This is a genomic window from Agarilytica rhodophyticola, assembly GCF_002157225.2.
GTDB lineage: Bacteria > Pseudomonadota > Gammaproteobacteria > Pseudomonadales > Cellvibrionaceae > Agarilytica > Agarilytica rhodophyticola.
The window spans coordinates 4,523,161-4,548,561 of the sequence record NZ_CP020038.1 but is presented as its reverse complement, the minus strand read 5'-3'; the positions used below and the strand labels follow the sequence as shown (position 1 = coordinate 4,548,561).

At 43.2% G+C, this 25,401-nt stretch carries 26 protein-coding genes and 1 tRNA gene; 13 read left to right on the top strand and 14 right to left on the bottom strand.

Annotated features, from left to right (window positions below):
* The first annotated feature begins 47 nt into the window (after positions 1-47).
* Positions 48-320 carry a hypothetical protein gene (locus BVC89_RS18975; RefSeq protein ID WP_103654286.1) on the top strand — a complete coding sequence of 91 codons (273 nt, stop codon included), beginning with the start codon at positions 48-50 and terminating at the stop codon, positions 318-320.
* A gap of 402 nt (positions 321-722) precedes the next feature.
* Here the strand turns inward: BVC89_RS18975 and BVC89_RS18970 are convergent, their stop codons facing one another.
* From BVC89_RS18970 to BVC89_RS18930, 11 genes are all read right to left on the bottom strand, one after another.
* Positions 723-1,760: an aldo/keto reductase gene (locus BVC89_RS18970; RefSeq protein WP_086932704.1), complete on the bottom strand. Its 1,038-nt coding sequence runs from the start codon at positions 1,758-1,760 to the stop codon at positions 723-725.
* A 131-nt stretch (positions 1,761-1,891) separates the two neighbouring features.
* Positions 1,892-3,037 carry a low temperature requirement protein A gene (locus BVC89_RS18965; RefSeq protein ID WP_086932703.1) on the bottom strand — a complete coding sequence of 382 codons (1,146 nt, stop codon included), beginning with the start codon at positions 3,035-3,037 and terminating at the stop codon, positions 1,892-1,894.
* A gap of 69 nt (positions 3,038-3,106) precedes the next feature.
* Positions 3,107-3,904 (bottom strand): SDR family NAD(P)-dependent oxidoreductase, encoded by a 798-nt coding sequence (locus BVC89_RS18960; protein ID WP_086932702.1) that lies wholly within the window; start codon positions 3,902-3,904, stop codon positions 3,107-3,109.
* A 2-nt stretch (positions 3,905-3,906) separates the two neighbouring features.
* The gene (locus tag BVC89_RS18955) at positions 3,907-4,890 is read right to left on the bottom strand and encodes an alpha/beta hydrolase (RefSeq protein ID WP_086932701.1); all 984 of its coding nucleotides are present in this window, start codon (positions 4,888-4,890) and stop codon (positions 3,907-3,909) included.
* 15 nt (positions 4,891-4,905) lie between these two features.
* The gene (locus BVC89_RS18950) at positions 4,906-5,838 is read right to left on the bottom strand and encodes an alpha/beta hydrolase (protein WP_086932700.1); all 933 of its coding nucleotides are present in this window, start codon (positions 5,836-5,838) and stop codon (positions 4,906-4,908) included.
* Positions 5,839-5,965: 127 nt separating this feature from the next.
* A complete protein-coding gene (locus BVC89_RS18945; protein WP_086932699.1) occupies positions 5,966-6,934 on the bottom strand; it encodes a helix-turn-helix domain-containing protein in 969 nt (322 codons plus the stop codon).
* Between the two features lie 672 nt (positions 6,935-7,606).
* Complete coding sequence (locus tag BVC89_RS29885; RefSeq protein ID WP_158658029.1) at positions 7,607-7,744, bottom strand: hypothetical protein; 138 nt, start codon at positions 7,742-7,744, stop codon at positions 7,607-7,609.
* On the bottom strand, positions 7,731-7,895 hold the full coding sequence (locus tag BVC89_RS29880) for a hypothetical protein (protein WP_158658028.1): 165 nt from the start codon (positions 7,893-7,895) through the stop codon (positions 7,731-7,733). The genes BVC89_RS29885 and BVC89_RS29880 overlap by 14 nt, the downstream gene beginning before the upstream one ends.
* Complete coding sequence (locus BVC89_RS18940; RefSeq protein WP_086932698.1) at positions 7,892-8,254, bottom strand: hypothetical protein; 363 nt, start codon at positions 8,252-8,254, stop codon at positions 7,892-7,894. Before BVC89_RS18940 ends, BVC89_RS29880 begins: the two co-directional genes overlap by 4 nt.
* A 411-nt stretch (positions 8,255-8,665) precedes the next feature.
* Positions 8,666-8,753: transfer RNA gene (locus tag BVC89_RS18935), tRNA-Ser, on the bottom strand.
* Positions 8,754-8,880: 127 nt separating this feature from the next.
* Entirely contained in the window at positions 8,881-9,111 is a 231-nt protein-coding gene (locus tag BVC89_RS18930) for a 4-diphosphocytidyl-2C-methyl-D-erythritol kinase (RefSeq protein WP_086932697.1), read from the bottom strand.
* A 462-nt stretch (positions 9,112-9,573) separates the two neighbouring features.
* Here BVC89_RS18930 and prfB point away from each other — a divergent pair.
* The 3 genes from prfB (at position 9,574) to ung (ending at position 12,932) form a co-directional block, all read left to right on the top strand.
* A protein-coding gene (gene prfB, locus BVC89_RS18925; protein ID WP_103654285.1) for a peptide chain release factor 2 occupies positions 9,574-10,669 on the top strand; the annotation gives its coding sequence in 2 pieces (ribosomal slippage) (positions 9,574-9,645 and positions 9,647-10,669; 1,095 coding nt in all).
* 49 nt (positions 10,670-10,718) lie between these two features.
* Positions 10,719-12,224, top strand: a complete 1,506-nt coding sequence (gene lysS, locus BVC89_RS18920; protein ID WP_086932695.1) for a lysine--tRNA ligase — start codon at positions 10,719-10,721, stop codon at positions 12,222-12,224.
* 21 nt (positions 12,225-12,245) lie between these two features.
* Positions 12,246-12,932, top strand: a complete 687-nt coding sequence (gene ung, locus BVC89_RS18915) for a uracil-DNA glycosylase (RefSeq protein WP_086932694.1) — start codon at positions 12,246-12,248, stop codon at positions 12,930-12,932.
* Between the two features lie 74 nt (positions 12,933-13,006).
* Here the strand turns inward: ung and BVC89_RS18910 are convergent, their stop codons facing one another.
* Positions 13,007-13,840 (bottom strand): HDOD domain-containing protein, encoded by an 834-nt coding sequence (locus BVC89_RS18910; RefSeq protein ID WP_086932693.1) that lies wholly within the window; start codon positions 13,838-13,840, stop codon positions 13,007-13,009.
* A gap of 80 nt (positions 13,841-13,920) precedes the next feature.
* A complete protein-coding gene (ygfZ, locus tag BVC89_RS18905) occupies positions 13,921-14,907 on the bottom strand; it encodes a CAF17-like 4Fe-4S cluster assembly/insertion protein YgfZ (protein ID WP_086932692.1) in 987 nt (328 codons plus the stop codon).
* 195 nt (positions 14,908-15,102) lie between these two features.
* Between ygfZ and BVC89_RS18900 the strand changes: the two genes are divergently transcribed.
* Both BVC89_RS18900 and BVC89_RS29875 read left to right on the top strand, forming a co-directional pair.
* On the top strand, positions 15,103-15,354 hold the full coding sequence (locus BVC89_RS18900) for an FAD assembly factor SdhE (RefSeq protein ID WP_086932691.1): 252 nt from the start codon (positions 15,103-15,105) through the stop codon (positions 15,352-15,354).
* Positions 15,323-15,766, top strand: coding sequence for a protein YgfX (locus BVC89_RS29875; RefSeq protein WP_342752191.1), 444 nt, complete (start codon positions 15,323-15,325; stop codon positions 15,764-15,766). The genes BVC89_RS18900 and BVC89_RS29875 overlap by 32 nt, the downstream gene beginning before the upstream one ends.
* 22 nt (positions 15,767-15,788) lie before the next feature.
* Here BVC89_RS29875 and nadB read toward each other — a convergent pair whose 3' ends face one another.
* Positions 15,789-17,414, bottom strand: coding sequence for an L-aspartate oxidase (gene nadB, locus BVC89_RS18895; protein ID WP_425428397.1), 1,626 nt, complete (start codon positions 17,412-17,414; stop codon positions 15,789-15,791).
* Between the two features lie 438 nt (positions 17,415-17,852).
* Here nadB and rpoE point away from each other — a divergent pair, with 438 nt between their 5' ends.
* The 7 genes from rpoE to lepB all read left to right on the top strand — a co-directional run bounded on the left by rpoE (position 17,853) and on the right by lepB (position 25,287).
* On the top strand, positions 17,853-18,434 hold the full coding sequence (rpoE, locus tag BVC89_RS18890; RefSeq protein WP_086932689.1) for an RNA polymerase sigma factor RpoE: 582 nt from the start codon (positions 17,853-17,855) through the stop codon (positions 18,432-18,434).
* Positions 18,435-18,687: 253 nt separating this feature from the next.
* Positions 18,688-19,374: a sigma-E factor negative regulatory protein gene (locus tag BVC89_RS18885; protein ID WP_086932688.1), complete on the top strand. Its 687-nt coding sequence runs from the start codon at positions 18,688-18,690 to the stop codon at positions 19,372-19,374.
* A 3-nt stretch (positions 19,375-19,377) separates the two neighbouring features.
* Positions 19,378-20,346, top strand: coding sequence for a MucB/RseB C-terminal domain-containing protein (locus BVC89_RS18880; RefSeq protein WP_086932687.1), 969 nt, complete (start codon positions 19,378-19,380; stop codon positions 20,344-20,346).
* A gap of 12 nt (positions 20,347-20,358) precedes the next feature.
* Positions 20,359-20,829 (top strand): SoxR reducing system RseC family protein, encoded by a 471-nt coding sequence (locus tag BVC89_RS18875; RefSeq protein WP_086932686.1) that lies wholly within the window; start codon positions 20,359-20,361, stop codon positions 20,827-20,829.
* Between the two features lie 31 nt (positions 20,830-20,860).
* Positions 20,861-22,261: a Do family serine endopeptidase gene (locus BVC89_RS18870; RefSeq protein ID WP_086932685.1), complete on the top strand. Its 1,401-nt coding sequence runs from the start codon at positions 20,861-20,863 to the stop codon at positions 22,259-22,261.
* 339 nt (positions 22,262-22,600) lie between these two features.
* Positions 22,601-24,403, top strand: a complete 1,803-nt coding sequence (lepA, locus tag BVC89_RS18865) for a translation elongation factor 4 (RefSeq protein ID WP_086932684.1) — start codon at positions 22,601-22,603, stop codon at positions 24,401-24,403.
* Between the two features lie 23 nt (positions 24,404-24,426).
* A complete protein-coding gene (lepB, locus tag BVC89_RS18860; protein WP_086932683.1) occupies positions 24,427-25,287 on the top strand; it encodes a signal peptidase I in 861 nt (286 codons plus the stop codon).
* The last annotated feature ends 114 nt before the right edge of the window (positions 25,288-25,401 follow it).

The window sequence follows — 25,401 nt, the reverse complement described above, 5'->3', positions numbered from 1 at the left end:
AAATCAATGCCCAGAATAGGCCAAGATGGTATGGCGGTGAGGAAGGGATGATTCTGCGCACGTCCGTGTGCGCAGCCCTTTGGGCGCTTGCGCGAATCACATTGCTCCGGGCAATTTGTCGAACGGGTATGTGTCGGAGTCGCTCGTCAATCGATATCCATAAAAAAAGCCCGCCCTTGTCAGGGCGAGCTTTTTTTATGGATATGGCGGAGAGCTTTAGCAAAAGTTCGAACCAATTATTCGAGACTTTAGAGGAATGGAACACCTACCTGGAGGCCGAAGTACCGGAGGTTTATCAACCAGATGATCCGGCACCTTAGATCGTAATCACAAGGTGCAATTGGTCTTTAAATGAACAGTTATACCTTATGTTTCCCAATTTTAGCTTTACGTCACTTTATACTTAATCTCCTTATCATTTATGCAAAAGGTAGTGCGATGTCACAATCGAAAGAGAAACAGACATCCTATAATTTAAGCTCTTGGCTAAATGATTCAGAATATGATCTTTTGATAAGATGCGTTAATGACCTATGACGTGTTATATCCCAAAGCAGATTTGACATGAATTGAGCGGAGAAGAACCATACATATCTCGCCATCTTATTTGTTTCGACCAGGAGCAATTTGATAACTCTCAAATATGCTCTTCGCTCACTATCAGTACCATTTACTCGGCCTACTACACACTGGACTGTTCTTTTAGCAAATAAATATAGTTTTTATATAAGCACACTGTTTCGCTTGTTATCAATCACTGCCTGAGTTCCTCTTGCTGTAACATCAGCATCAAATACCCCTCGTTCTGTATTGACCATTTTTGACCACTGTGGGTAGATATAAGCAGGCTGGCTCACTTTATCCAAGGCTTCAAGGTCAGTGGCGTCTAACTGAATATCAACGGACTCCAGATTCTCACTCAATTGGGGAATATCTGAAGCACCTGTCAATACGGCACTGATACCACTCTGATGCAATAACCAGGCGGTAGAAATCTGGGCTGCGGTTGCATCATATTTCTTGGCAATCACTTTGACCACATCCAGTATGTCATAGGCATAACGGCTATCAACCGGCGGCATTGGGAAAGCTTTTCTACGATTTGCTTTTTCTGATGCAGCCAAAAATCCACCAGCAAGAGGGCTCCAGACTAGAATTCCTAAGCCTAAATCTTTACATGCTGGAAGTATTTCATATTCTAGATCACGGCCTACTAACGAATAATAATTCTGGCTTGAAATGAATTTTTCAAAACGAAAACACTCACAAATTCCATGTGCTCTTGCAATTTGCCAGCCTGCATAATTTGATAGACCGATATAGCGGACTTTACCGGAGTGCACGAGGTCATGCATTGTACTTAGTGTCTCATCTATCGGAGTGAAGCGATCAAAAGCATGAAGCTGATAAAGATCAATATAATCAGTATCAAGTCTTTTTAAGCTTTTCTCAACCTCAAGCATTATACCTTTTCTACTTGCCCCGAACGCCTCATGTGGTTGTACATTGTTAGTAAAATAAACCTTGGTAGCGATAATATTTGTATCGCGTTTACCTTTCAATGCTTTACCAAGCATTTCTTCTGATACCCCATCTGTATAGATATTTGCCGTATCAAAAAAATTAATGCCTGCATCAATAGCCATATCAACCATGTTTTTTGCGTCCATTTCTGACTTTACATCACCACCAAAAGTCATCACACCAAAACATAAACGAGACACATAAAGTCCTGAATTACCGAGATTAGTATAGTGCATAAGTAATCGCCTTTTTACGAATTGTCATCAAATCATAATGTCTTATACTCAATCGGCTACTCACGAAGCTTGGACTATCTCACCATTAACTGGACTATATAGAACAGAACGGAATTCAATAAATTGGATCACTACTTAGTCTCCAAATAGCAATCAATATTTTTTGTACCCGTAAGCCTTAAACCCATAAAACTATATACAAGCAAACCGAACAACATACCCAACAATGCATGAGTAGGAGTGGGTAGAAATGTTGATACTGTTGTTATACCAATAGGAACAACACTATTAAGAATTAAATTCATACGGAATGTCGGCAGCGCCTCAAAAAATACTGTATGAAGCCCAAGGTAAAACAGCACCATACCTATGATTGATAACAAACGAAAATCATGCATCCCAAGATCGCTGAGTATCGCATGGCGAATCAGATTAGCGAGAATGACTAAGCCCATTGCTAACAATAAGTGCGAATAAATTAATAAAAAGCCATGCTTTAAGGATTTAAGTCGTTCAAGTACATCGAAGTTGTCAAAGTAAATCCACCATATTGTACCAATAATCAGAAAGCCTGACGCTGAAGCGATTGTATTTTCTAGGTTCCATGATGTTCCCTGGAGACTGTTGACTAAACTAATTACCGATTCGCCAAGTAAAATAATGGTGAGTAGTCCGATCCGTTCAACTAAATGCTCGCGGTGAATGGGGTCAGTATCAACGAGCTTTGTTCCAATAGCCGAGCTAATCACCATTTCAAAAACAATGCCACCGATTAACAGGACGTATCTATAAGGCTCTTCGGCAAAAAGCGATGTACCGGAAATAACTGCTCCAGCTATGGTTCTCCAGCCAATTACAATGGCAAACTTACTGCTGTCATCGAGCTTGTTCTCGGATGAAAAATATAAAATCGCCAATATAATTCGGATGCCTGTATAGAAAATAATAAACCTGTCGTAGTGATCAAACAGAGCCTCACCCAAAAAAGCAGACATGGTTACAAGTAGGAACATAATAAGTAGGCTGATCATCCTGTGTTGCCTGCTATCAGTATCAAAGCGATTGGCATAGAGAGTATGGGTTGCCCATATCCACCAGACCGGAATAAATTCTACGGGGAAAAGCCAGAACTGTTTGAACTCAATGTGACCATCATGTGTATGCGCAAGATTATGGGTCACAATTCCGATGCTGGCGACAAACACTAAATCGAAAAACAGCTCCAGCCAAGTAGCGTGACGATTTTCTACATGATATTGGAGAGGCGAAGTTTTCATGGGCAATGTGTATTGATCACATTGCCATGATCTCCTTTGAAGTTAACCATGCCTTTATTAACCACCATGTCATACCTCATTGTTGGAACGATTGCCATGCTCTATCACGGCTGCCATATATTGGGTATTGGAAAGTCCTCGTTCTAGCCCAATGACTTGTCCGGTCACCAGTGGCGAGTCATTCGCCATCAGATTAACCACTTCTTCCGCTACCAGATCAGCGCCATCCACATAATCAGGAACACCTTCCACACCGAATTGGGCTAATGCATCCCGCAGCCCCTTAGTATCTACCATGCCTAAGCAAGCAGTATTGACACGAATGCCCTCGGGTAATAATTCCGTTGCTGCGAGTTTTGCAATACCGATAAGCCCATGCTTTGAAGATGAATAAGCAAAGGTGCCAGGTGTAGCTTTAATACTGGTGCCAGAACCAATGACCAGGATATGTCCTTTGATATTATGATCTTTCATACCCTGTGCTGCGTGTTTAATACCAAGGAAACTCCCGAAGTAGTTCACATCCGCAGTCCTGCGCATTTCTTCCAGCGAGCAAGATAAAATATCCTTACCACGGGCGGCATCTATAGCGGCATTAATCGCCACCATATGTAATCCCCCCCATTCGTTAAATACCCACTCCACCGCAGCGGCATTATCATTCTCTTGGGTAACATCAATAGACATTCCATGAGCAACGCCGCCTTGCTGGTGAATGCTATCTGCCACTTTTTGGGCTGCATTGCCATCAATATCTGTACAGAGAACTTTTGCTCCGCATGCAGCTAAGCGGCGGCATACCGCTTCCCCTACACCAGCACCACCACCTGTTACCCAAGCAACTTTATTATTGAGTTTTACTTGCATCGCTATTTACCTCCTAGTGCCGTTTTCAGCAGCAGATCACGAGTACGGATAAATTCTTTGGTTATACCTGCTTTCTGATTCACACCTTCAAAACCATGTACACCACCAGGATAAACGTGCAATGCTGTGGGAATACCAGCAGCAGAGAGCCGCGCTGCGTAGGCAATATCTTCCTGCGCAAATAAGTCAATATCACCAACTAATATTGAGGCAGGTGGCAGATTCCGTAAATCGTGATGATGGGGAGCTGAGGCGTACTTGGGAGGATCAATAGTTACAGGATCATCGCCCAGGTATGATTTCCATCCAAAATAATTGTTATCTCGACTCCAAATATAGGTGTCATCAACATCTGCTGCTGCTTTTGATTGGTTTTTACAATCCAGCATTGGATAGCAAAGTAATTGATGAGAAATCTTGATCTTGCCTTCATCACACGTTTTCTGTGCGAGAGCGGCAGCTAAACCACCACCAGCACTACCACCACCTAAAACGATGCGCTCAGGGTCAATCTGCAATGCATCGGCGTTATTAAAAATATGCTCCAACACAACAGAACAATCTTCTAGCGGTACTGGAAATGGATAGTCTGGGGCAAGCCTGTACTCAACTGATACTGCGACACAATTAAACTCATTTACCCAGGCTTTTAGCATGGCTTCGTCTTGTTCAGCCACCCCAACTACCAAGCCACCACCATGTATCCAATAAACTACAGGCAATGGCTTTGTTTGGTTTTCAGGCCGATAAATAAATAATGGAATATCATGCGAGCCATCAGGCCAAGGGGCGGTGTGGGATTCTTTTATTACGTGCTTAATGGCCATACCAGCCTCTATAGATTGATCTCGCGCTGCGCTGAAACCTATTCTTATATCGTCCAGATTTGCAGAAAAATCTAAAGGAAACCCCATTTGTTCTGTCATTAAATCAATCGACTTAGTGAATTCTAGAGGTAACCGATCTTTTATTTTTTTTACAAGCATGATGCAAATTCCTGTTTAGTACTTGCCAAAAAAAGCAGCTAAACGATCTACGGCTGGATTCACATATTTTTCTACATCATAGAGATCAACATGTGACGCCCCAGGCACTTCAAATAATTCTCTAGGCTCACTGCATTTTTCATAGAATCCAACGGTGAGAGGGCCGGTATCGGCTAACGCTTTTTCGCCATAAATACCAAGATAAGGGGTATAGAGATATTGCGCCCAAGTCGTTGCATCCGTTAGGGCATTAGTTTCTGCGATATTGGGAAGGCTGCGGTTGCTGTATCTTGGGTAGGTTTCGACTCCGGCACGAGCCGTCATGTAGTAGTCAAAACCTTCACGCCTTGCGCCTTCAGGTAGCTCTTCGCGTTTCACGCCCTCATACCCCAACTGATCCACATAGGTAGGTTCACCGGTTTCATATTGCTCTTGACGGGCGTCATTGGCTGCGCTGAACATTACAACAGCTGTATCACGATCCGCACCAGCAAGGAAGGTTGAACGGTTGTCTAGCATACCGCACACGGTAGCCACCGCTTTCATGCGCTTGTCCGTTACCGCAGCCAATGCCATATAACCGCCACCGGCACAGGCTCCAATACCATAGAATTTTTCTCGGTCTACAAAGGGTAAAGTGCGTAAGTAGCTAATGGCGTTATGCACGTCTTCAATTTTAATAAAGGCATTTTCGTAGTTACGAATCTCACCTTCGCTTTCACCATAACCTGTATGATCAAAAGCCAACATGACAAATCCTTTTTCTGCCATTTTCCGACCATATAATGCGCCCATTTGTTCTTTCACCTGATTAAATGGTGGTGTAAAAACAATCGTTGGATATTGCTTGGAGGCATCAAAGCCTTCAGGTGTATATAAATTACCGGACAGTATATTGTTGCCGCTTTTAAACGTGATGGCATTTTTGCCGGAAGAAATGGAAGTCATACTGGTGTCCTCATGGTTTTTGTCATTCAATAACCACGTTATAAAATAGGTGCAATAACTACACTAGGACTATTTCACCGACAATAAGACTATATGGAATGAGGCTTTCAGAAGCCCAGAGAATGGGCTATTGGTGACGAAAGTTTTTTGGGGAAACCCCGAACCGGGCTTTAAACTGTCTATTAAAATAAGATAAATCATTAAAGCCAACATTGTAGGCAATGACACTGATGGTCATATGCTGGTATTCGGGAAGGCGTAATAATGCTGCTACACGGGATATGCGCCGCTGAGTAATGTACTTGGAGGTCGTTGTCGCTTCATCAGCAAACAGGCTATCGAGATAACGGCGGGTAACTTTAAATTGTTCGGAAATAGCCACAGGAGTTAACCATTCTTCACAGAGATGACCTTCAATATAAGCTTTAACTTCTTCTCGTAATTGTTTGCGCTTAATACCGGTAAAAGTCAATTGCTCTGGAAACAACGTATTACCAATATGATCTAGCATCATATCCGCAGCGAGGTCTAACACGCGATAGGCGTAGCTACCATCTACCCGTTGACCACTTTCGCATAGGGTAGATACCATATTGTCCGCAAACCTTGCCTTATCGCTATCGAATGAGATTGGAGTACGATGTAGTAATTTAGATTGGATGCCTCGCCTAAGAGATAATACTTTTTCACGTTTTACCGTCAATACCATTTGGTCAACTGATTCACCCACTTGCATGTGATAAGAGTGAGTGGGATCAATAATACAAGCACTACCTTCTGCAATTTTTATATCATACCCTTTGTGGCTAACATTTACTTCGCCTTTGCGTTGTAACAGTATAAGTAAATGATCCTCAGGAGCATCATTGGCGAAGCGCTGTGATAAAGCAACATCAATAGGTGAGCCTTTTACAGGCTGGCTGATAATTCGGGATAGGCCATGATCATTGACATTCAATTGCTGAAAGCTCGCATCAAAATAACGCGCTTTATCTGAAGTGCATTCAACACCAATAAGAGTTTCACTAAGAAACTGGTTCCAAGCAGGAATGGAAAGTTCAGGATCAAAATTATTAGTTGTAAAATTTTTCCACATACATCCTCATTCAAACTGTTCATATAGCAACAACACTGACAAGCAGCCTACAATAACTATTCCAAGCTAACAATACTATAACTCTACATCTCTTTATCGTTATTCATTGTTAATAGCACTACGTATATGTATCAAGCAAAAAACTGTAGCTAACGACTATCCTTAAACAAGAGTAGGCTGTCAATGGTTTCGTTTCGAGCGAAAATAATATAGTTAATTTACTCATTCGTATGGAAGTCATGGCGTAGGATTGTCTCCATAATTAACAGGGTCAATATATCCCAAAAAGTATCTACGAAGCCATGCTCACTGACAAAGATTATAAAAACTGATTTCTTATTACTTTGAATGATCGTAGTGCCATTTTAATGAATATTTCTTGTGATAGTTTAGTTACCAAAACAGAGCTTAAACATGAAGATAAAACCATTCGTGATGGTATTGCACTAGCGTGATGTAAACCTGGAGCTTAGTAAGTAAGGAGAAATAAAAAGATGAAAAGACGAAGCACAAGAACCACAAAAAAGCCCGTAAAGGTCGCGATAGTAAAGGCCGGTTTTTAAAAGGTTTTTACCAACCCTGTACTAAAGGGGCAAGAATACGTAAAGCTGTTAAAAAGACGAATCGCTAGCTATGCTATTCGTCTCTATTAAATACAATATATATTTTAAATTACTTAGCATTTTTACTTGGTTTTATGGAGGCAGGTATATAGGGCTTCTTTTTAATTGGTAAGTCTTTCAATAAGTCCTTGGCTCTTTGCTCTGCTTCTTTAATGTTTTTTGCTTCTCGATTGCTACTTGTTTTCATTTTCTTCGCTCTCACTAGGCTCAAAAAGATTATCAGGGCTGCCAATCGTAGTTGGTTCGTCCGGCATATATATGGGATTATTTTTTAAAATTTCCTTGGCTTTTTCTTCAATAGTTTTGGACTTATCTTCTTTTTTGTCATCTTTTTTCATGTTAGATCCTTAACTAAATAGTGCTTTTTTACATTATGGCTAACGTAGCGATAACCAAAAGATGAATAATAGTTAACTAATTTACTATCTATCGGATCAATAAGCCGGATTTCGCTAGCTCCTATTATCGAGGCATATAATTCACCAGCAGAGAGTATTATAGGAATAATACGGCCTTTCAACGGGTTTTCAGATGGATTTGCCTCAGCAAAGTCTAGTCTCAAGTGGCCGCCCATATATGATGGCCTGCCTAAGCAAAGGCTTGCTAGTTTACTACCATACCATGTAGCCATTTCGAAACGTTTAGGATGTCTGAAACTATACTCATCATAGCCGCCGCCTTCCCAGTCCCAGTTCACTCTACGCGATGGATCGGACGCCCATACTTTTGATTCTACAAGAGCTTTCGCTGATATACGTTCTAATTTAATTAGTTTTTTATCGGCGTATGGTAAAGAAGCAAGTATTTTATCTCTTGTTAGTTTTCGAAATTATTCATAACGCTCTTCAGCGTCCCTATGAGTTGCGCGCACATATCCCCCTAAGAAAGATTATAAATTGCCCAGAATCATTATACTGAGAATCAAAATGAAGGGTGTTATGTAACGCGTATTTATGCGGTTTTTGGTGCCGATTTGCTCTTGAATTAGGTGTCGAAAAGGTGTCGAAATCAATGTCCAGAATAGGCCAATAAAGGCCAAGTTGAAAAAAATTAAGTTGCTGTAAGTGGTTGATTTTGCTAATAAAGGCCAGAATAGGCCAAGATGATATGGCGGTGAGGGAGGGATTCGAACCCTCGAAGCCTTTCGACTTACACACTTTCCAGGCGTGCTCCTTCGGCCACTCGGACACCTCACCAGAGGGCGTGCATCATACTGATAGGTCGTCGAAAAAACAAGGGGCAGGGTAGCCCCAGTTGTTGGTATAAATCAATTTTGTGTTGCAGGCCTTACCGTTGTATTTCCTGTTTTTGTAGTGCCTGTTTTTAACTTGCCCAGGCCAGGGTCTTTTTCCTGCGTTCTAAGTAGATGAATTCTTTTTTGTTGGTAGATGGGTGTTTTAAGTGCCTAAAATGGTGGTGATTTTCCGTAGAGCCCATATATTCCCAGCAAGCACCCATATGCAAACAAATCGGGTCGTTGTTGTTTATGGCGTCTTGTGCAAGTTGCTGCCACATGTCACACCATTCAATATGATTAGCTTCTATAAATTCCACGCGTTTTACCCCGTGAGTTTATTTTCAATAGGTTAGTGTAGACTCGTTAAGTAGTATGTCAAATATTCCGTGTAAATTGTTGATTTATTTCTCTTTTTTTGTTTTTTGAGTGTATGGTGCGCCACTTTTTTATATTTTTGTCTATGTGGCCTCATCAATACCTTTATTTCGGCGCTGCCCAATGTTTTATCGTTGTTCCTATGAGCGGTTTTCTTAAATTCGCCCTTTACTTGCCATCTGTTACTTGTCCGTTGGCTTATCTCTTCGTCAGTGGAGAAAGTAAGCGCGCTGCGGTACAATCCGCGCCGAATTTTTAGTGCTCTAGTACGGGTAATATCTCTATACTTAGTGGTTTATTCTGCGTTTTTGATCGCTGTGATTATTAGTACAGGAGTTCCCGCTTTAATACTGAGCAATGTGTCTATTTTTTAGTAGATGATGACCTTTAAAGAGACGATGTCTATGGAAATTAACCCCTTGATGAACAAGCTTGATGAACTCATGGCGCGTACTGACGTGCTTAGGGGGTATCTTTGAATATGTTGAGAAGAAAGAGCGTCTAGCGGAAGTTGAATTAGAACTGGCTGAGCCAGATGTTTGGAATGATCCTGAGCGCGCGCAAACCTTAGGCCGTGAGCGTTCCTCTTTAGAAGATGTGGTGGAGACTATTGAAAGTCTCGATAGCGGTGTTAGTGACTGTCGTGAGTTGATTGAACTTGCCGTGGAAGAAAACGACGAAGATAGTGTTAATGATGTCACTGCTGAAATTGAAAATCTCGATAAGCTCCTTGCTAAATTAGAATTTCGTCGTATGTTTTCTGGCGATATGGACCCCAATAATGCATTTTTGGATATTCAGTCTGGCTCTGGTGGTACGGAAGCACAGGACTGGGCGGAAATGGTGTTGCGTATGTATCTGCGCTGGGGAGAAGCCCACGGTTTTAAAACTACATTGGAAGAGGCCTCTGCCGGTGATGTGGCGGGTATTAAAAGTGCAACCATTCGTTTTGAAGGGGAGTATGCCTTTGGTTGGCTAAGGACTGAAACTGGCGTTCATCGCTTGGTACGTAAATCGCCTTTTGATTCAGGTAATCGCCGTCATACATCTTTCTGTTCGGTTTTTGTTTCACCCGAAATTGACGATAATATTGAGATCGATATTAACCCGGCAGATGTGCGTACTGATACTTATCGCGCTTCTGGGGCGGGCGGGCAACATGTTAACAAAACCGATTCGGCGGTGCGTTTAACCCATGAGCCTACTGGCGTAGTGGTGGAATGTCAGAGTCAACGCTCTCAGCATGCCAACCGTGATCAGGCGTGGAAAATGTTACGTGCAAGGCTCTACGAGCAAGAAATGCTGAAGCGTAATGCTGAAAAACAAGCCATGGAAGATTCGAAATCAGATATTGGTTGGGGCAGTCAAATTCGCTCCTATGTGCTCGATGACCAGCGTATTAAGGATTTGCGTACCAATGTGCAAACCAGCAATTGCCAAGCCGTACTTGATGGCAAGCTCGATGATTTTATAGAAGCCAGCTTAAAAGCTGGTCTTTAATAAGTTAATTAATAACACAGGCATTTAACTACAATTTGGGATAATGTGAATGAGTGAAGAAAATAATTCGACGCAACAAGATGAAAATAAATTAATCGCCGAGCGTCGCGCTAAGCTAAAGACGATTCGAGAAAACGGCGTCGCATTTCCCAACGATTTTCGGCCTGCAAATCATGCGCAAGTATTGCAAGATGGTTTTTCTGATCAAGCAAAAGAAGATTTAGCCGAACTTGAAATGGTGGTGAGTATCGCTGGCCGTGTGATTCGTAATCGTGGTGCCTTTATGGAAATTCAAGATGGGTCTGGCCGCATTCAGTTGTACGTTACTAAAGAGGCGCGCCCGTTTGCTAAGTCATTGGATTTGGGAGATATTGTCGGCGTCGAGGGTGTTTTGCATAAGTCAGGTAAGGGTGATTTGTATGTCAATATGGATCGCTACATATTGTTAACTAAAGCTTTGCGACCGTTGCCAGATAAACACCACGGCTTGGCCGATCAGGAGTTGCGTTATCGTCAACGCTATGTGGATTTAATTGCTAATCCTGATGTGCGCAACACGTTTCAGTTACGCTCTAATGTGATTTCATTTATTCGCAACTATCTCAATCAGCATAGTTTCTTAGAAGTGGAAACGCCCATGCTGCAAACCATTCCCGGTGGTGCAACGGCGCGTCCATTTAAAACCCATCACAATGCTTTAGATATTGATATGTATTTGCGTATCGCACCTGAATTGTATCTTAAAAGATTAGTCGTGGGCGGTTTTGAGCGTGTGTATGAAATTAATCGCAATTTCCGCAACGAGGGTTTGTCTACTCGCCACAATCCTGAATTTACCATGCTTGAATTTTATCAGGCTTATGCGGACTACCACGATTTAATGGATTTAACTGAAGATATGTTGCGTGAACTTTCGCGCGCAGTGTTGGGTTCAACAGAAGTAACTAATACAGTAAAAAATGCTGATGGCGAAGTGGAAGGTTCTACTACTTACGACTTTGGCCAACCTTTCCAACGCCTAAGTGTTTTTGATTCCATTTTAAAATACAACGATAACATCAGCGCAGAAGCTCTTGCAGATGAAAACAGCGCGCGTGCTATCGCGAAAGACTTACATATTCCCTTAAAAGATAGTTGGGGCTTGGGTAAGGTTCAAATTGAGATTTTTGAAAAAACTGTTGAGCACTTATTGGATCAACCAACTTTTATTACCGAATATCCCACAGAAGTATCGCCGCTAGCGAGACGCAGTGATAGCAATCCTTTTGTTACAGATCGTTTTGAATTTTTTGTTGGCGGGCGTGAAATTGCCAACGGCTTCTCGGAGCTCAATGACCCTGAAGATCAAGCTGAACGTTTTAAAGCTCAAGTGGCAGAAAAAGATGCCGGTGATGATGAAGCCATGCATTATGACGCCGATTATGTGCGTGCGTTGGAATATGGTTTGCCGCCAACAGCGGGTGAGGGTATCGGTATTGATCGTTTGGTGATGTTATTAACCGACTCTCCTTCAATTCGTGATGTCTTGTTATTTCCTCATATGCGACCTGAATAAATATAAAAAGGGCACAGTGTCTTGGCGAATAAAGTAGATCTCCATCATAGTTGGTTGGATGTTATCGGTGATGAATTTAATGCACCGTATATGAAAGCGTTAAAACAATTTTTGCTTGAAGAAAAACGTATGGGTAAAGTGATTTACCCCTCAGGCAAAGATATTTTTAATGCCCTTAACACCACGCCCTTTGATCAGGTGAAAGTGGTTATCTTAGGACAAGATCCTTATCACGGGCCAGGCCAAGCGCATGGCCTGTCTTTCTCGGTGCTACCTGGTGTGCGTTTTCCTCCGTCGTTGCAGAATATTTTTAAAGAAATTCAGCAAGAATTAAATATTCCGTTTCCTACACATGGCTGCCTACAGAGCTGGGCTCAGCAAGGGGTATTGTTGTTAAATGCCACCCTGACAGTGGAACAGGCTCGGGCGGGCTCTCATCAAGGGCGAGGTTGGGAACAATTTACTGATGCCATTGTTCATCAGTTAAATGATAAGAGTGATGGTGTCGTGTTTTTACTGTGGGGCAGCTATGCCCAGAAAAAAGGGAGTTTTATCGATACAACGCGTCATACCGTGTTTAAATCACCCCATCCTTCGCCTTTATCTGCGCACCGAGGCTTTTTAGGTAATGGTCATTTTGCAGCCACTAATGAGGTGCTGCGCTCTCAAGGTAAAACGGAAATAGACTGGTCTGTGCCAGACGTATAAATTCTGGTGAATGCAGTGATATTAATTTTCAGAGCCTATAAATAGGCTCTGAAGTGTTACCAGTAGAGAGGGTGTTATTGCAGCATGGCCATGGCGGCTTCCATCTCTTCGCTAAGATCTTCAGCTTCTGCCGATTCAATATCAGGATCTAAGCCTAAACGAACAAAGGCCAATACGTCATGGTGATCTATATGCTGTGTTTTGTCTGAGTCGGCATAGCTTTGCAGCATACCAACCGTGACTAAATCTGCGTAATCTGCCTTGGGTATATCGCGTGAGAAATCGAGATAATCTACAGGAATATTGCGTATCTCTTTAGGAAACTCCCAGGTGGTTAATATCTTGACGCCAATGGTGGGGTGAACTTGTTCAATAACACTATCGAGAGTCATACTGTCGTTCATTAAGGTATGGCTTTCTTCAGCAAAAGATAAGATGGGTAACACGCCGATTTGATGAACTAAACCGGCGAGAGCGGCTTGGTCGGGGCGAAGTTTTGTGTAGTGCTTGCATAACACATGGCAAATTCCTGCAATCTCGCTGGATTTTGACCATACTTCTCGCATACGTTGATCAATAATATCGGATGTGGCCTGGAACATTTGTTCCATAGCTAATCCTGTGGCTAAGTTGCTGGTGGTTTGCATACCCAAGCGAGACAGGGCCATATTTAAATCTTCAATTTCACGTGCGCCTCTAAACAGTGGGCTGTTGGCGACTTTTATTATTCGAGCGGTGAGAGCGGCATCGCTGCTGATAACTTCGTTGAGTTGCATAATACTGGCGTCCACATCCTCAGATACTTCACGCACTTTGAGGGCCATTTCAGGCATGGTGGGTAGAACTAACTTATCGGCATCGATAGCTGCAATAATCTGTCCTGCGACTTTTTCAGCGACCGAATTCATAGAGATGCTCCTGTATAAGCGAAAGACAAACGCCATAGCGCAGAGGCTACAGAGTTGTGCTGCGTTTATTCGCAGCTAACTTAACTTATAGCATATGGAAGCGCGGCCCATTGAATATTTACAAGAGAATTATTGATCATAATACAGGCGTTATCTTGACTGAGAACATCATCACATAACACGAGAATTTCATGATGTGATGGGCTGACACGGGCGCTATTGATGACTGTGCCACGTGCTTTGCCCAGAGCCTCAATGTTCACAGGGCTTTGATAAACCGCCGTGTTTGCTTCTGGTGAAACTGCTGTTTCTATAACAGCACGATACATATGTTTTTTTTGCTGGCCACGGTAATGTAGCCGCGCAATGATTTCTTGGCCGGTATAACATCCTTTTTTAAACGAGATGCCATCTATATACTGCAAGTTAATTTCTTGCGGAATTAACTTTTCTAGGGTCGCGGCCTCAACTTCTCCAATGCCTCTTTGAATGTTTTTTAATCGCCATAAATTGCTGTTCTGCTGTAATTCCAATGCGCCCAGCTGCTCAACTAATTGGCTTAGTTCGTTTGAAGGACACCAAAGTTCTATCTGATCATCGGCGTGATGCAACATAAAAATATTATTGTGCTCTACCACTTCTCCAGCTTTAGAGACCGGGAAAATATGAGTCGCTGTAGTAAGGGCTTGATCACCTACTAAGCCTAACAGCTGATAGCTTTCACTAACCTGTAATGTGGCTTTTGAGAACACGGCATATTTTTTTAATGCCTCCAACGCAAATTGGCTAATATCTGCTCGTACCCGCAGAGCGATTGTTTTCGTATTAAGGCGAGCTGCGACAAAATTTGAATTCATCCGTCCTTTGTGGCTGCAGTGGGCTCCTGGTATAAATATATTACGCTCCAAGAGGGCGAAATCGCAGGTGCATTGCCCTTGCAAGAAGGTTTCACTGTCCTCACCTTCAACTATAATTAGACGATAATCATCCAGAGGTGTTTGCCACGTTTGCTCTGGTTTTATTTGGTTTGAGTGTTGGTGAGAATCGAGTATTTTTTTCCACTGCATAATAAGAGATACAAATAATTTAGTGATAGAGCGACGAAGATATTATCTTCTATTGGTTAAAGACGTAAACATTACAATGCCATATAATCTTGCGGCAAGTTATACGTAAGCTTTGATGATATGGGTTTACCTTGTTTTTTATACAAGGGGTGTCATACAGACCCTTACTATTTTTAATCAATTTTCGGAGTGTTAATGGATCTTAAGCGTCTGCGGTGGGCTACTCGCCGAGGTATGTTGGAATTGGACTTAGTGCTTTTACCTTTTCTTGAGAACGTATTTCCCAGTTTGAGCGACGATCACAAAGTTTTGTTCGAAACCTTGCTTACTTGTGAGGATCAAGAGCTGTTTAATTGGTTTTTAAAAAAGGGTAATCCGGAAGACCCTGATATGAAGATAATAGTGGACATTATCCGTGCAAACACAGGCCTACAACCAGATAATTGATATTCCCCATCGTTGCTCGCGGATATTGTGTGGGCTATACGGCACTGTCATTTTGTTATTGGTGTTAGCTTTGTGCCTAATGCCACTTTCATTCCCTGCCCGCGCAGTGGTGCTAGCCCTAGGGCTGATTTCTGTTGCTGATATGGGGCGTCGTCTGAGAGTTTTGTTTGCGATTGAGAGAATCGTTATTCGCCACGGTAGGGTAGAACTGATGATGGGTAAAGTAAGAGTGTGCTGCCACTTGATTGGCAGCGCTGTTGTTACCCCTTACATAGTGGCCTGTAGTTTACGGAATCAACAAACCTTGTCTAAGTGGTCACTACCTATTCACCTAGTTTTATTGCCAGATTCAGTTTCATCAGAACATCATCGCCAATTGCGGGTGTTTTTTAATACGGGCAAAATACACTAGCGCAATGGAAAAGTAAGATACTTTAATCGCTATGTACGATGGTCTTTTGCGCTGCATGGTTCATCGGTACTAGCACCGTGTCTTGTGCAATATTGGCAGGCTTGGGGTAGTCCAGTGAATAGTGCAAACCCCTGCTTTCCTTACGTGCCACCGCAGAGCGAATGATAAGCTCCGCCACCATAGCCAAGTTTCTCAATTCTATTAAATCATTGCCAACTTTGTAGTTGGAGTAGTATTCGTTAATTTCCTTTTGAAGCAACTTGATGCGATGTGTGGCGCGCTCTAAACGCTTATGAGTGCGGACAATACCCACGTAGTCCCACATAAAACGTCTTAGCTCGTCCCAATTGTGAGAAATCACAACATCTTCGTCCGAGTCTGTGACTCTGGATTCATCCCACTCTGGTGGTTGTGTTGGCGGCGCAATACTATCAATGGAAGCTTTTATGGTATCAGCAGCAGATTTAGCATAGACAATACATTCCAGTAGGGAGTTACTGGCCATGCGATTAGCACCGTGCAGTCCAGTAAATGAAGCTTCCCCAATGGCGTAGAGATTTCTTAGATCTGTCTGGCCCTTAAGATTCACGGCCACACCGCCACAGGTATAGTGGGCCGCTGGCACCACAGGTATAGGTTCCTTGGTAATATCGATACCGTATTGCAGACATTGCTCTTTTACCGTGGGGAAATGATCATTGATAAATTCAGGGGGTTTATGGCTGATGTCTAGATGCACATAGTCACTGCCCACGCGTTTCATCTCATGATCGATTGCCCTTGCTACCACATCGCGAGGCGCCAACTCTGCGCGCTCGTGAAATTTGTGCATAAAAGCTTCGCCGTTAGGTAAGCGCAGCTTCGCACCTTCACCACGCAGTGCTTCGGTAATAAGGAAGGATTTCGCTTTGGGATGATAGAGACAAGTGGGGTGAAACTGGTTAAATTCCATATTAGCAACCCGGCAGCCGGCTCGCCACGCCATTGCAATACCATCTCCAGAAGCACCGTCGGGATTACTGGTATAGAGATAGACTTTACTTGCTCCCCCAGTGGCAAGCACTACGGCTTTGGCAGTGAAGACTTCTACTTGGTCTCTTGCGCGATTAAATACGTAGGCTCCAGCACAGCGCAGCCTTTTACCGTTTGGCTCTGGTTGGGTAATTAAGTCCAGGGCGACATGATGTTCAAAGAGGGAGAGGTCATCGGTATTACGTGCTCGATCCACTAGTGTGGAGTGCACTGCTCGTCCTGTGGCATCGGCACTGTGAATGATACGCCTATGACTGTGGCCACCTTCGCGGGTGAGGTGGTAATCATCAGAATCTTGATTTTTGGTAAAATCGACGCCAATATCGATCAGCCACTTAATTGCTTCTTTACTATTGCGAACCGTGAATTCAACGGTATCGCGGTGGCATAGGCCACCACCTGCCGCCAAGGTATCTTGCACATGAGAGTCTATCGTATCCTCATCGTCTAATACGGCGGCGATTCCACCCTGTGCATGCCAGGTCGATCCCTCGGTAATCTCACCCTTACTTAGCACGGCAACTTTAAACTGTTGCGCTATATTTAGAGCGAGTGTCAGTCCGGCAGCGCCACTGCCGATGATGAGGACGTCAAAATTGTAGGCGTTTTTTTTCACGGACAAGATAGTTATCTCTAATGGCTTTAGAATTGATGTTCTTCAAAAGACAGTCGTTTAATCGTTGATGTTATAATGATTTGCTTGTCATAAAATTTCAATAAAGTATACATGCTTTTGTATGATCTTAGCAGCAAGCTATTGATTTTTATAAAATTGCCTACACTATATGGAACGGCATAAGAGCTTGTACCCTGAAGCCATTTCATAACTGCTGGACTTGTCGATACGGCGTTAAAAATAACCTCAAAATGCTCATTTACTTCATGTAAACTGCGTTTTCTCGGTTATCTTTGCCCTGTCTCGCCTGCGTTTGCCAGCGATGAAACTGCTTCTAGGAACTTTTCAAAAGTGTATATATCTATTAGAGCTAAATCGTGCTTGCCCAAATGGTAAGACAAACGATTATTTTTTTATTTCTTTTTTGGGGACAACTGGATGACGGCGCAACCGGCGCAAGATACGGATCATGAGTTAGTTAAGCGAGTACAAAAAGGGGACAAACGTGCGTTTGATCTTTTGGTTCTCAAATATCAACACAAGATCATTTCTATTATTGGCCGCTATATTAAAGATTCGTCTGAAGTTTACGATGTGGCTCAAGAAGCTTTTATCAAAGCTTATCGGGCTATCGGTAATTTTCGCGGCGATAGTGCTTTTTATACGTGGATCTATCGCATTGCGATTAACACTGCGAAAAATCATTTGGTTTCTCGAGGGCGACGTCCTCCTGCTAGTGGTGTTGAAGTAGAGGAGGCCGAATACTACTCTGGTAATGAGCAGTTGAGAGATTTGGCTTCGCCGGAAGGTCAGCTAATGCGCGATCAACTAGAAGGGGTGATCAACCGAGCTATTCGCGATTTGCCAGAAGATTTACGAACTGCGGTAACACTTCGGGAAATGGAAGGTCTTAGCTATGAAGAAATCGCGGCAGTCATGGATTGCCCGGTGGGAACCGTGCGTTCAAGAATTTTTCGTGCGCGCGAGGCCATTGAAAAGCAAATGACGGAAATTTCTTAGCTAAATCTAACTGTATACGTAAGTAATTTGAGAATTGTGCAAATAAAGTGAAGTTTTTGAGATAACTATGAAACAATTCTCGTTTTTACCGGTCAGACTAGTTGTAGCGAATGTAGCTTGCGATAAAGCGAACAATCTGGCACGATTTTGCACCAGATTGATCTTGCGAAAGTTTTGCGTAACTGTGTCGTTTATGCAATTTATAATTTATACACTTTATAAAAGTTCAAGGTAATAATTAGGCTGTTAATATATGACTCAAACTTCAAGTTCAACGCTTAAAGAATCCATTTCAGCATTGGTTGATGGTGAAAGTAACGATCTAGATCTACAGCGCGTATTAAAAGCTATGGATAGTGATGATGAAGCCAGGAAGAGCTGGTCTAATTATCACGCTATCGGTGCAGTTATGAGAAGCGAAGCACAGGTGGATATGTCAATTGATTTATCTGCTGCGATTAGTGAAGCTATCGCTGATGAAACACCTGAGAAAGTTGTCAACACTTACGGTGGTATGGGGCGTTTGTGGAGTGGACTTGGTAAAACAGCTATCGCTGCGACCGTTGCCTTTGGTATGGTCTTTTCTGTACAGCAGTTTTCCGGTGAAGCGGAAGTTGATAACACCATCGCAGCTGGCCAAGCAGATGAAGCTAGTAACGATGCCGTCAATGGTGCTGTTGTGCCTCAAGGTTTTGAATTGCCACCTCTGTCAGCCAGAACTGTCAGTACCAATACTTTTGCTCCGAAATCGAATCTGCCTCGCTCTTCAGTGAAGTTTGTTCCTCAAGGAACCGTAGTGTTGAACAGTAAGAGCGAGTTCCAAGAGCAAGTAAATCGGCTTATGTATAAGCATGCAGAACAGAATTCTTCTTCTAGTGCTATGGGAGTGATTCCTTTCGCTAGAGTTTCCGAGCTAAATGAAGAGGAAAAGGGTCAATAAAGAATGCCAGCCTTGTTACGAGGTTTCTTTTTAATACTGCCCATGTTCTTTGGGCAGTATTCCACCGCTCAATCTGAAGCCCCCAATGTTAAACAACTTCTCTCTAATGTTGCTCATGCTATGCGCAGTACTAGCTATCGTGGTCGTCTGACATATGAGCACTCCGGCAAGCTGGAAGTATTAGAAATTGCGCACAGTGTTATCGATGGTGTCGAATATGAGCGGGTGTTCTACTTAAATGGGCCCGACCGTGCGGTTGTGAGACAAGGACGCCGTCCTGACTGTGCAACTCATGGGGGAATTCTTCTCAGTGGCGGGCGTATTCAGCTGTCTGATGGCTCTTTGTCGAAATTGGAGACCCATTATAAATTTAATTTGATTGGCGCTGAACGTATTGCTGGCCGCGATTCTTGGATGGTGCAGTTGGCGCCGAAAGACCAGTATCGATACAGTGTTATCTTATCTATTGATATGGCTTCTTATCTGCCGACAAAGGCATTATTTGTCGGTAATGACAGAAAAGTACTCGAACGTTTGCATTTTGTTTCCCTTGAAACTGATGTAAGTTTTACACCGGAAGATTTCGAGCGACCATTGGCAGGATCTTATCTGGCTGGTGAGCACAATTGCAGTGATGGGAAGGCCTTGATGAAGGCATCCAGTTGGCAGCCTACTTGGACTCCTCCAGGTTTTGCACTTTCTGGATATCAGTATTCTGCTCAAGATGGTCATATGGAAACCTATACCGATGGTTTGGCCTCATTTTCTGTATTTGCTAAAGTCATTGGGGATGACGATGACAATGGCAATACCCCGCCGATATCTACTAATTACAAAAAGGGCGCTACGGTTGTTATGATGCGCTTGATTTCTTCTGAGTCCTCTAAAGCTGTGCATGTCTCAGTATTGGGGGAAATTCCGAGCAGCGCTGCCAGCCGCATTTTATCCTCCATAAAAGCGACACAGCTTTAAGGTGCACAATCCGTGTTGAAAGAGACAGGTCGAGTTGTTGCCGTCGAGGATGATGGTCTTTGGGTAGAAACATTAAAACAATCTACCTGTGGCGCTTGTGCAGCGAGGCATGGCTGTGGGCAAAAACTCCTTATGACAGCCGACAAATCTTCTAATATGACTTTCATTAAAGCTTTATTTGAGGGCCAATCACGAAGCCACGATTGGACTGTGGGTGATAATGCAATTTTGGGTATTAGTGAAAATGCTTTAGTATGGGCTGCACTCATTGCCTACGGTATACCGCTGCTATTTATGATAATCGGCGCTTATGCGGGAACCAATTTAGGGTCTGGCGGCTCTCATGAACTGATGTCTGCTGTTGGTGCCTTATCTGGACTTTTAGTAGGTGGTCTAAGTGTGAGAATCCATCAGCGCTTTTCACGAAAAAAATCTTTTTATCAGGCTTATGTTATCGGTAAAGCGCTAGCTTCCGACGCATAGATGTTTATGTGATTATGGAGAACATGCTCATATGATACGCGTTTCAGTATTTGCGACGATTTTTTTATTTTTGTTAACAATAAACTCTGCTCAAGCTGCCAGAGGTCTGCCGGATTTTACTGATCTAATTGAGAAGACCTCGCCTGCTGTGGTGAAAATTAACACAACAACCAAATCCCAAAGAGGCAATTTGCAGCTGCCACAGGGACAAGAAATCCCCGATATTTTTCGTCGCTTCTTTGAACCTCGTGGAGAATTGCCTGAACGCAACCTTCACTCTATGGGGTCCGGCTTTTTTATATCTGCAGATGGATATTTACTGACCAACAATCATGTGATTGAAAATGCCGATGAAGTTGTTGTGCGTCTAACTGATCGTCGAGAGTATGACGCGGTAGTGGTGGGTGTTGACCCTCTATCGGATCTCGCGCTTCTTAAAGTAGAAGAAAAAGGTCTGCCATTTTTAAAGCTTGCTGATGGTGACTCTTTGAAAGTAGGCGAATGGGTGGTGGCTATAGGTTCTCCTTTTGGTTTGGACTTCTCTGCTAGTGCAGGCATTGTCAGTGCGAAAGGTAGAAGCATCCCCAACGGTTCTAACGGTAATTATGTGCCTTTTATCCAAACAGATGTGGCGATTAACCCCGGTAATTCCGGCGGTCCCTTATTCAATATGGATGGCCAAGTAGTTGGTGTTAACTCTCAAATTTATACGCGTTCTGGCGGCTCGATAGGTCTATCTTTTGCGATTCCATCGAGTATGGCTATTAATGTTGTCAAGCAGCTTAAAAAGAAAGGGCGTGTGGATCGAGGTTGGTTGGGCGTTGTTATTCAAGAAGTGGATAAAGACCTGGCTAACTCTTTTGGTCTGAAGAACCCTCGTGGTGCTCTAATTGCCTCAATGGAAGAAGATGGGCCTGCTGCATCTTCTGGCTTAAGGGCGGGCGATATTATTATTCGCTTTGGCGATGATGAAATTATTGAGAGTGCTGATCTGCCTCACGCTGTGGGGATTACTGCGCCAGGTGAAAAAGTGAGTGTCATCGTTATGCGCGAAGGGAAGCGTAGAGAAATTATGGTTAAAGTTGGAACCCGTGGCGGCGAAGTCGATCTTGCTAGTACGTCTTCAGGTGATTCTAAGCCTAAGAGTGGTGCTAATGGCCGCTTGGGTATTTCTGTTGCTAAGGTGGAATCTGCTGAGCTTAAGCGTTTGGGTATCAAAGGTGGCGTTAGTGTCGTAGAAGTGGATGCGGATGGACCTGTTGGCAAGGCAGGGGTTAAAGTCGGCGATGTTATTGCTCAGTTGGGTTTCGAAGAAATTACTAGCGTCAAAAACTTTGAAAAAATCGTCAAAGACTTGCCTTCTGGCAGTCTTTTACCAATACGATTTTTCAGCAACGGCCTGCCGGTATTTAGAACCATTACTTTAGAATAATTTAAAACGCTCAAATCCTCTGCGATCGAAGGGGGTTTGGCTCATCACCACAGTATTAATGTATGTAAGGGGCTGTTATTGGCCCCAAAATTGATAAGATTCTAGCGCCTTTTTGCTGCCAATCACTTGATTCTTAAATACTTTGCTGAAATTGTTGATCTATAACGGGTATAATGCGCCGCTTTCGCGTAACTGCATTTGATCCAGTAAAGTACATCATCTTCCGATGATGCAGTTAGTGCTTATTTATATATTTATAAAAGGTGCTAACTAGGAATAACTGTTACGCTCATGGATAATGACATCCCATGATATGGCACTGTAAAGAGTAGTAGCGTTTTGACAGATAAAATCGACAACATTAGAAATTTTTCCATTATTGCCCACATCGACCATGGTAAGTCTACCCTGGCCGATCGTTTTATCCAGTATTGTGGTGGTCTTGAAGCACGTGAGATGGAAGCACAAGTGTTAGACTCAATGGATATTGAGCGTGAGCGCGGCATTACTATTAAAGCGCAGAGTGTCACCCTCGATTACAAAGCCAAAGACGGCAATGTCTATCAACTCAACTTTATCGATACGCCGGGTCACGTAGACTTTTCCTATGAAGTATCTCGCTCTTTAGCTGCTTGTGAAGGTGCGCTTCTGGTTGTGGATGCAGCACAGGGAGTAGAAGCTCAGTCGGTAGCCAATTGTTATACGGCTATTGAGCAAGGCTTGGAAGTGATTCCTATTTTAAACAAAATGGATTTGCCGCAGGCAGAGCCAGACCGGGTAGCACAAGAGATTGAAGATATTATCGGTATAGACGCTACTGATGCTGTTCATTGTAGTGCCAAATCGGGCCTTGGAATTGAAGACGTATTAGAGCGCCTAGTAGAAGCTGTACCAGCTCCTGCAGGTGATGCAGAAGCGCCTCTGCAAGCCCTTATTATTGACTCTTGGTTTGACAACTATCTTGGTGTTGTCTCTCTAGTGCGCGTCACTCAGGGGACGCTAAAAACTAAAGACAAAATTATTTCCAAATCTATTGGCAAGAGTCATATTGTGGATATTGTCGGTGTGTTCACCCCTAAACGCCATGACACTGGTATTCTCAAAGCCGGTGAGGTGGGTTTTGTTGTTGCTGGTATTAAGGATATTCATGGCGCTCCTGTAGGCGATACCCTTTGCCATACTTCCACTCCTGAAGTTACTGCACTTCCTGGCTTTCAGAAAGTTAAACCACAGGTTTATGCTGGCCTTTTCCCCATTAGCTCAGATGACTATGAGTCTTTTCGAGAAGCACTAGCCAAACTCACCCTCAATGATGCATCGTTATTCTATGAGCCAGAAAGCTCCGATGCTTTGGGCTTTGGTTTCCGCTGCGGTTTTTTGGGTATGCTACACATGGAAATTATCCAGGAGCGTCTGGAGCGGGAATACAACCTTGATTTGATCACTACAGCACCGACGGTGATATATGAAGTTGAAACCAAAAACGGTGAAGTAGTCTCGGTGGATAACCCCTCCAAACTGCCGGATTTAGGCATTATCGAAGAGATGCGCGAGCCGATTGTGGAAGCCAATATTCTGGTACCGCAAGACTACTTAGGTGCGGTGATCACCCTTTGTGTTGAAAAGCGTGGTGTTCAAAAAGATATTGTGTATTTGGGGTCTCAAGTCTCAGTGAAATATGAGCTTCCTATGAACGAAGTGGTGATGGATTTCTTTGACCGCTTGAAATCTGTTAGTCGCGGGTTTGCTTCATTGGACTATAGCTTTGTAAAATTTGAAGCAGCACGTCTAGTAAGATTGGATGTGCTTATAAACGGTGAAAAGGTAGATGCTCTAGCGTTGATTGTTCACCGCGACAATGCCCAATTTAAGGGGCGTGCTTTGGCTGAAAAGATGAAGGAATTGATTCCAAGGCAGATGTTCGATGTTGCAATTCAAGCCGCTATTGGTGGTCAGGTTGTAGCACGAACAACAGTTAAAGCATTGAGAAAGAACGTTACCGCCAAGTGTTATGGTGGTGATATTACTCGTAAGAAAAAGCTTTTAGAGAAGCAGAAAGCGGGTAAAAAACGTATGAAGCAAGTGGGCAGTGTGGAAATACCTCAAGAGGCTTTCCTGGCTGTGTTAAAAGTTGATAATTAGACGGTATAGTAAAAACAGTAAACATGGATATTAATCTACCTTTAATCTTATTTTTAGCTGTAGCCTCCACAGGTGTCATTTGGCTGGTTGATTTGGTGTTATGGCAGCGCAAGCGCCAGCTAGCGATCAACGCGGTCGATGCAGAATTTGCATCTTTGTCAGAAACTGAGCGCAATGAAAATCAAAAATATCAAGTGGCGATGGAAGCGGTGGCAACGGAACCGGCTATTGTCGAATATTCGAAATCGTTTTTCCCCGTGCTGTTACTGGTTTTTGTCTTCCGTTCATTTATTGTTGAGCCTTTTCAAATTCCTTCTGAATCTATGTATCCCACTTTAAAAGTTGGCGACTTTATTCTGGTGAACAAATTCTCCTATGGTATTCGCTTGCCTCTCATTCGCAATAAGGTTGTGGATATAGACGATCCAAAGAGAGGTGATGTGATGGTATTTTTTCCGCCTCATGAGGATCGATATTTTATTAAACGTGTTATTGGTTTGCCTGGAGACACGGTTCGCTATCGGGCCAATACTCTGTATATTAATGGTAAAGAAATGCCGCAAACAGCGGTTGCAGGGAATACTAAACTCGACCGCGAATGCATTAATAAATACGGTCAAAATGTTGTTGTTGATGAGCATTTTGGTGATCGCTCGCACAAGATGCGCAAATGTGAGTCTGAGACATCCAATGCTTCAGATCAAGAATGGGTGGTGCCGGCGGGCCATTACTTCATGATGGGCGACAATCGCGATAATAGCTTCGACAGCCGGTTCTGGGGGCCTGTGCCTGAAGAGCGAATTGTAGGTAAAGCTTTTGCTATCTGGATGCATTGGGAGAGGATATTAAGTATTCCTAGCTTTTCTCGTGTAGGCACGATATAAGCGTATCTGTGCGGTGGCAACGATGTCGTAATAATGTGAATCAGGGCTAGTGAAATAGGGTATACAGCCTTGTTCTTTTGCTGGAAAATAAATTGTCGGCGCAGTGTATTGTGT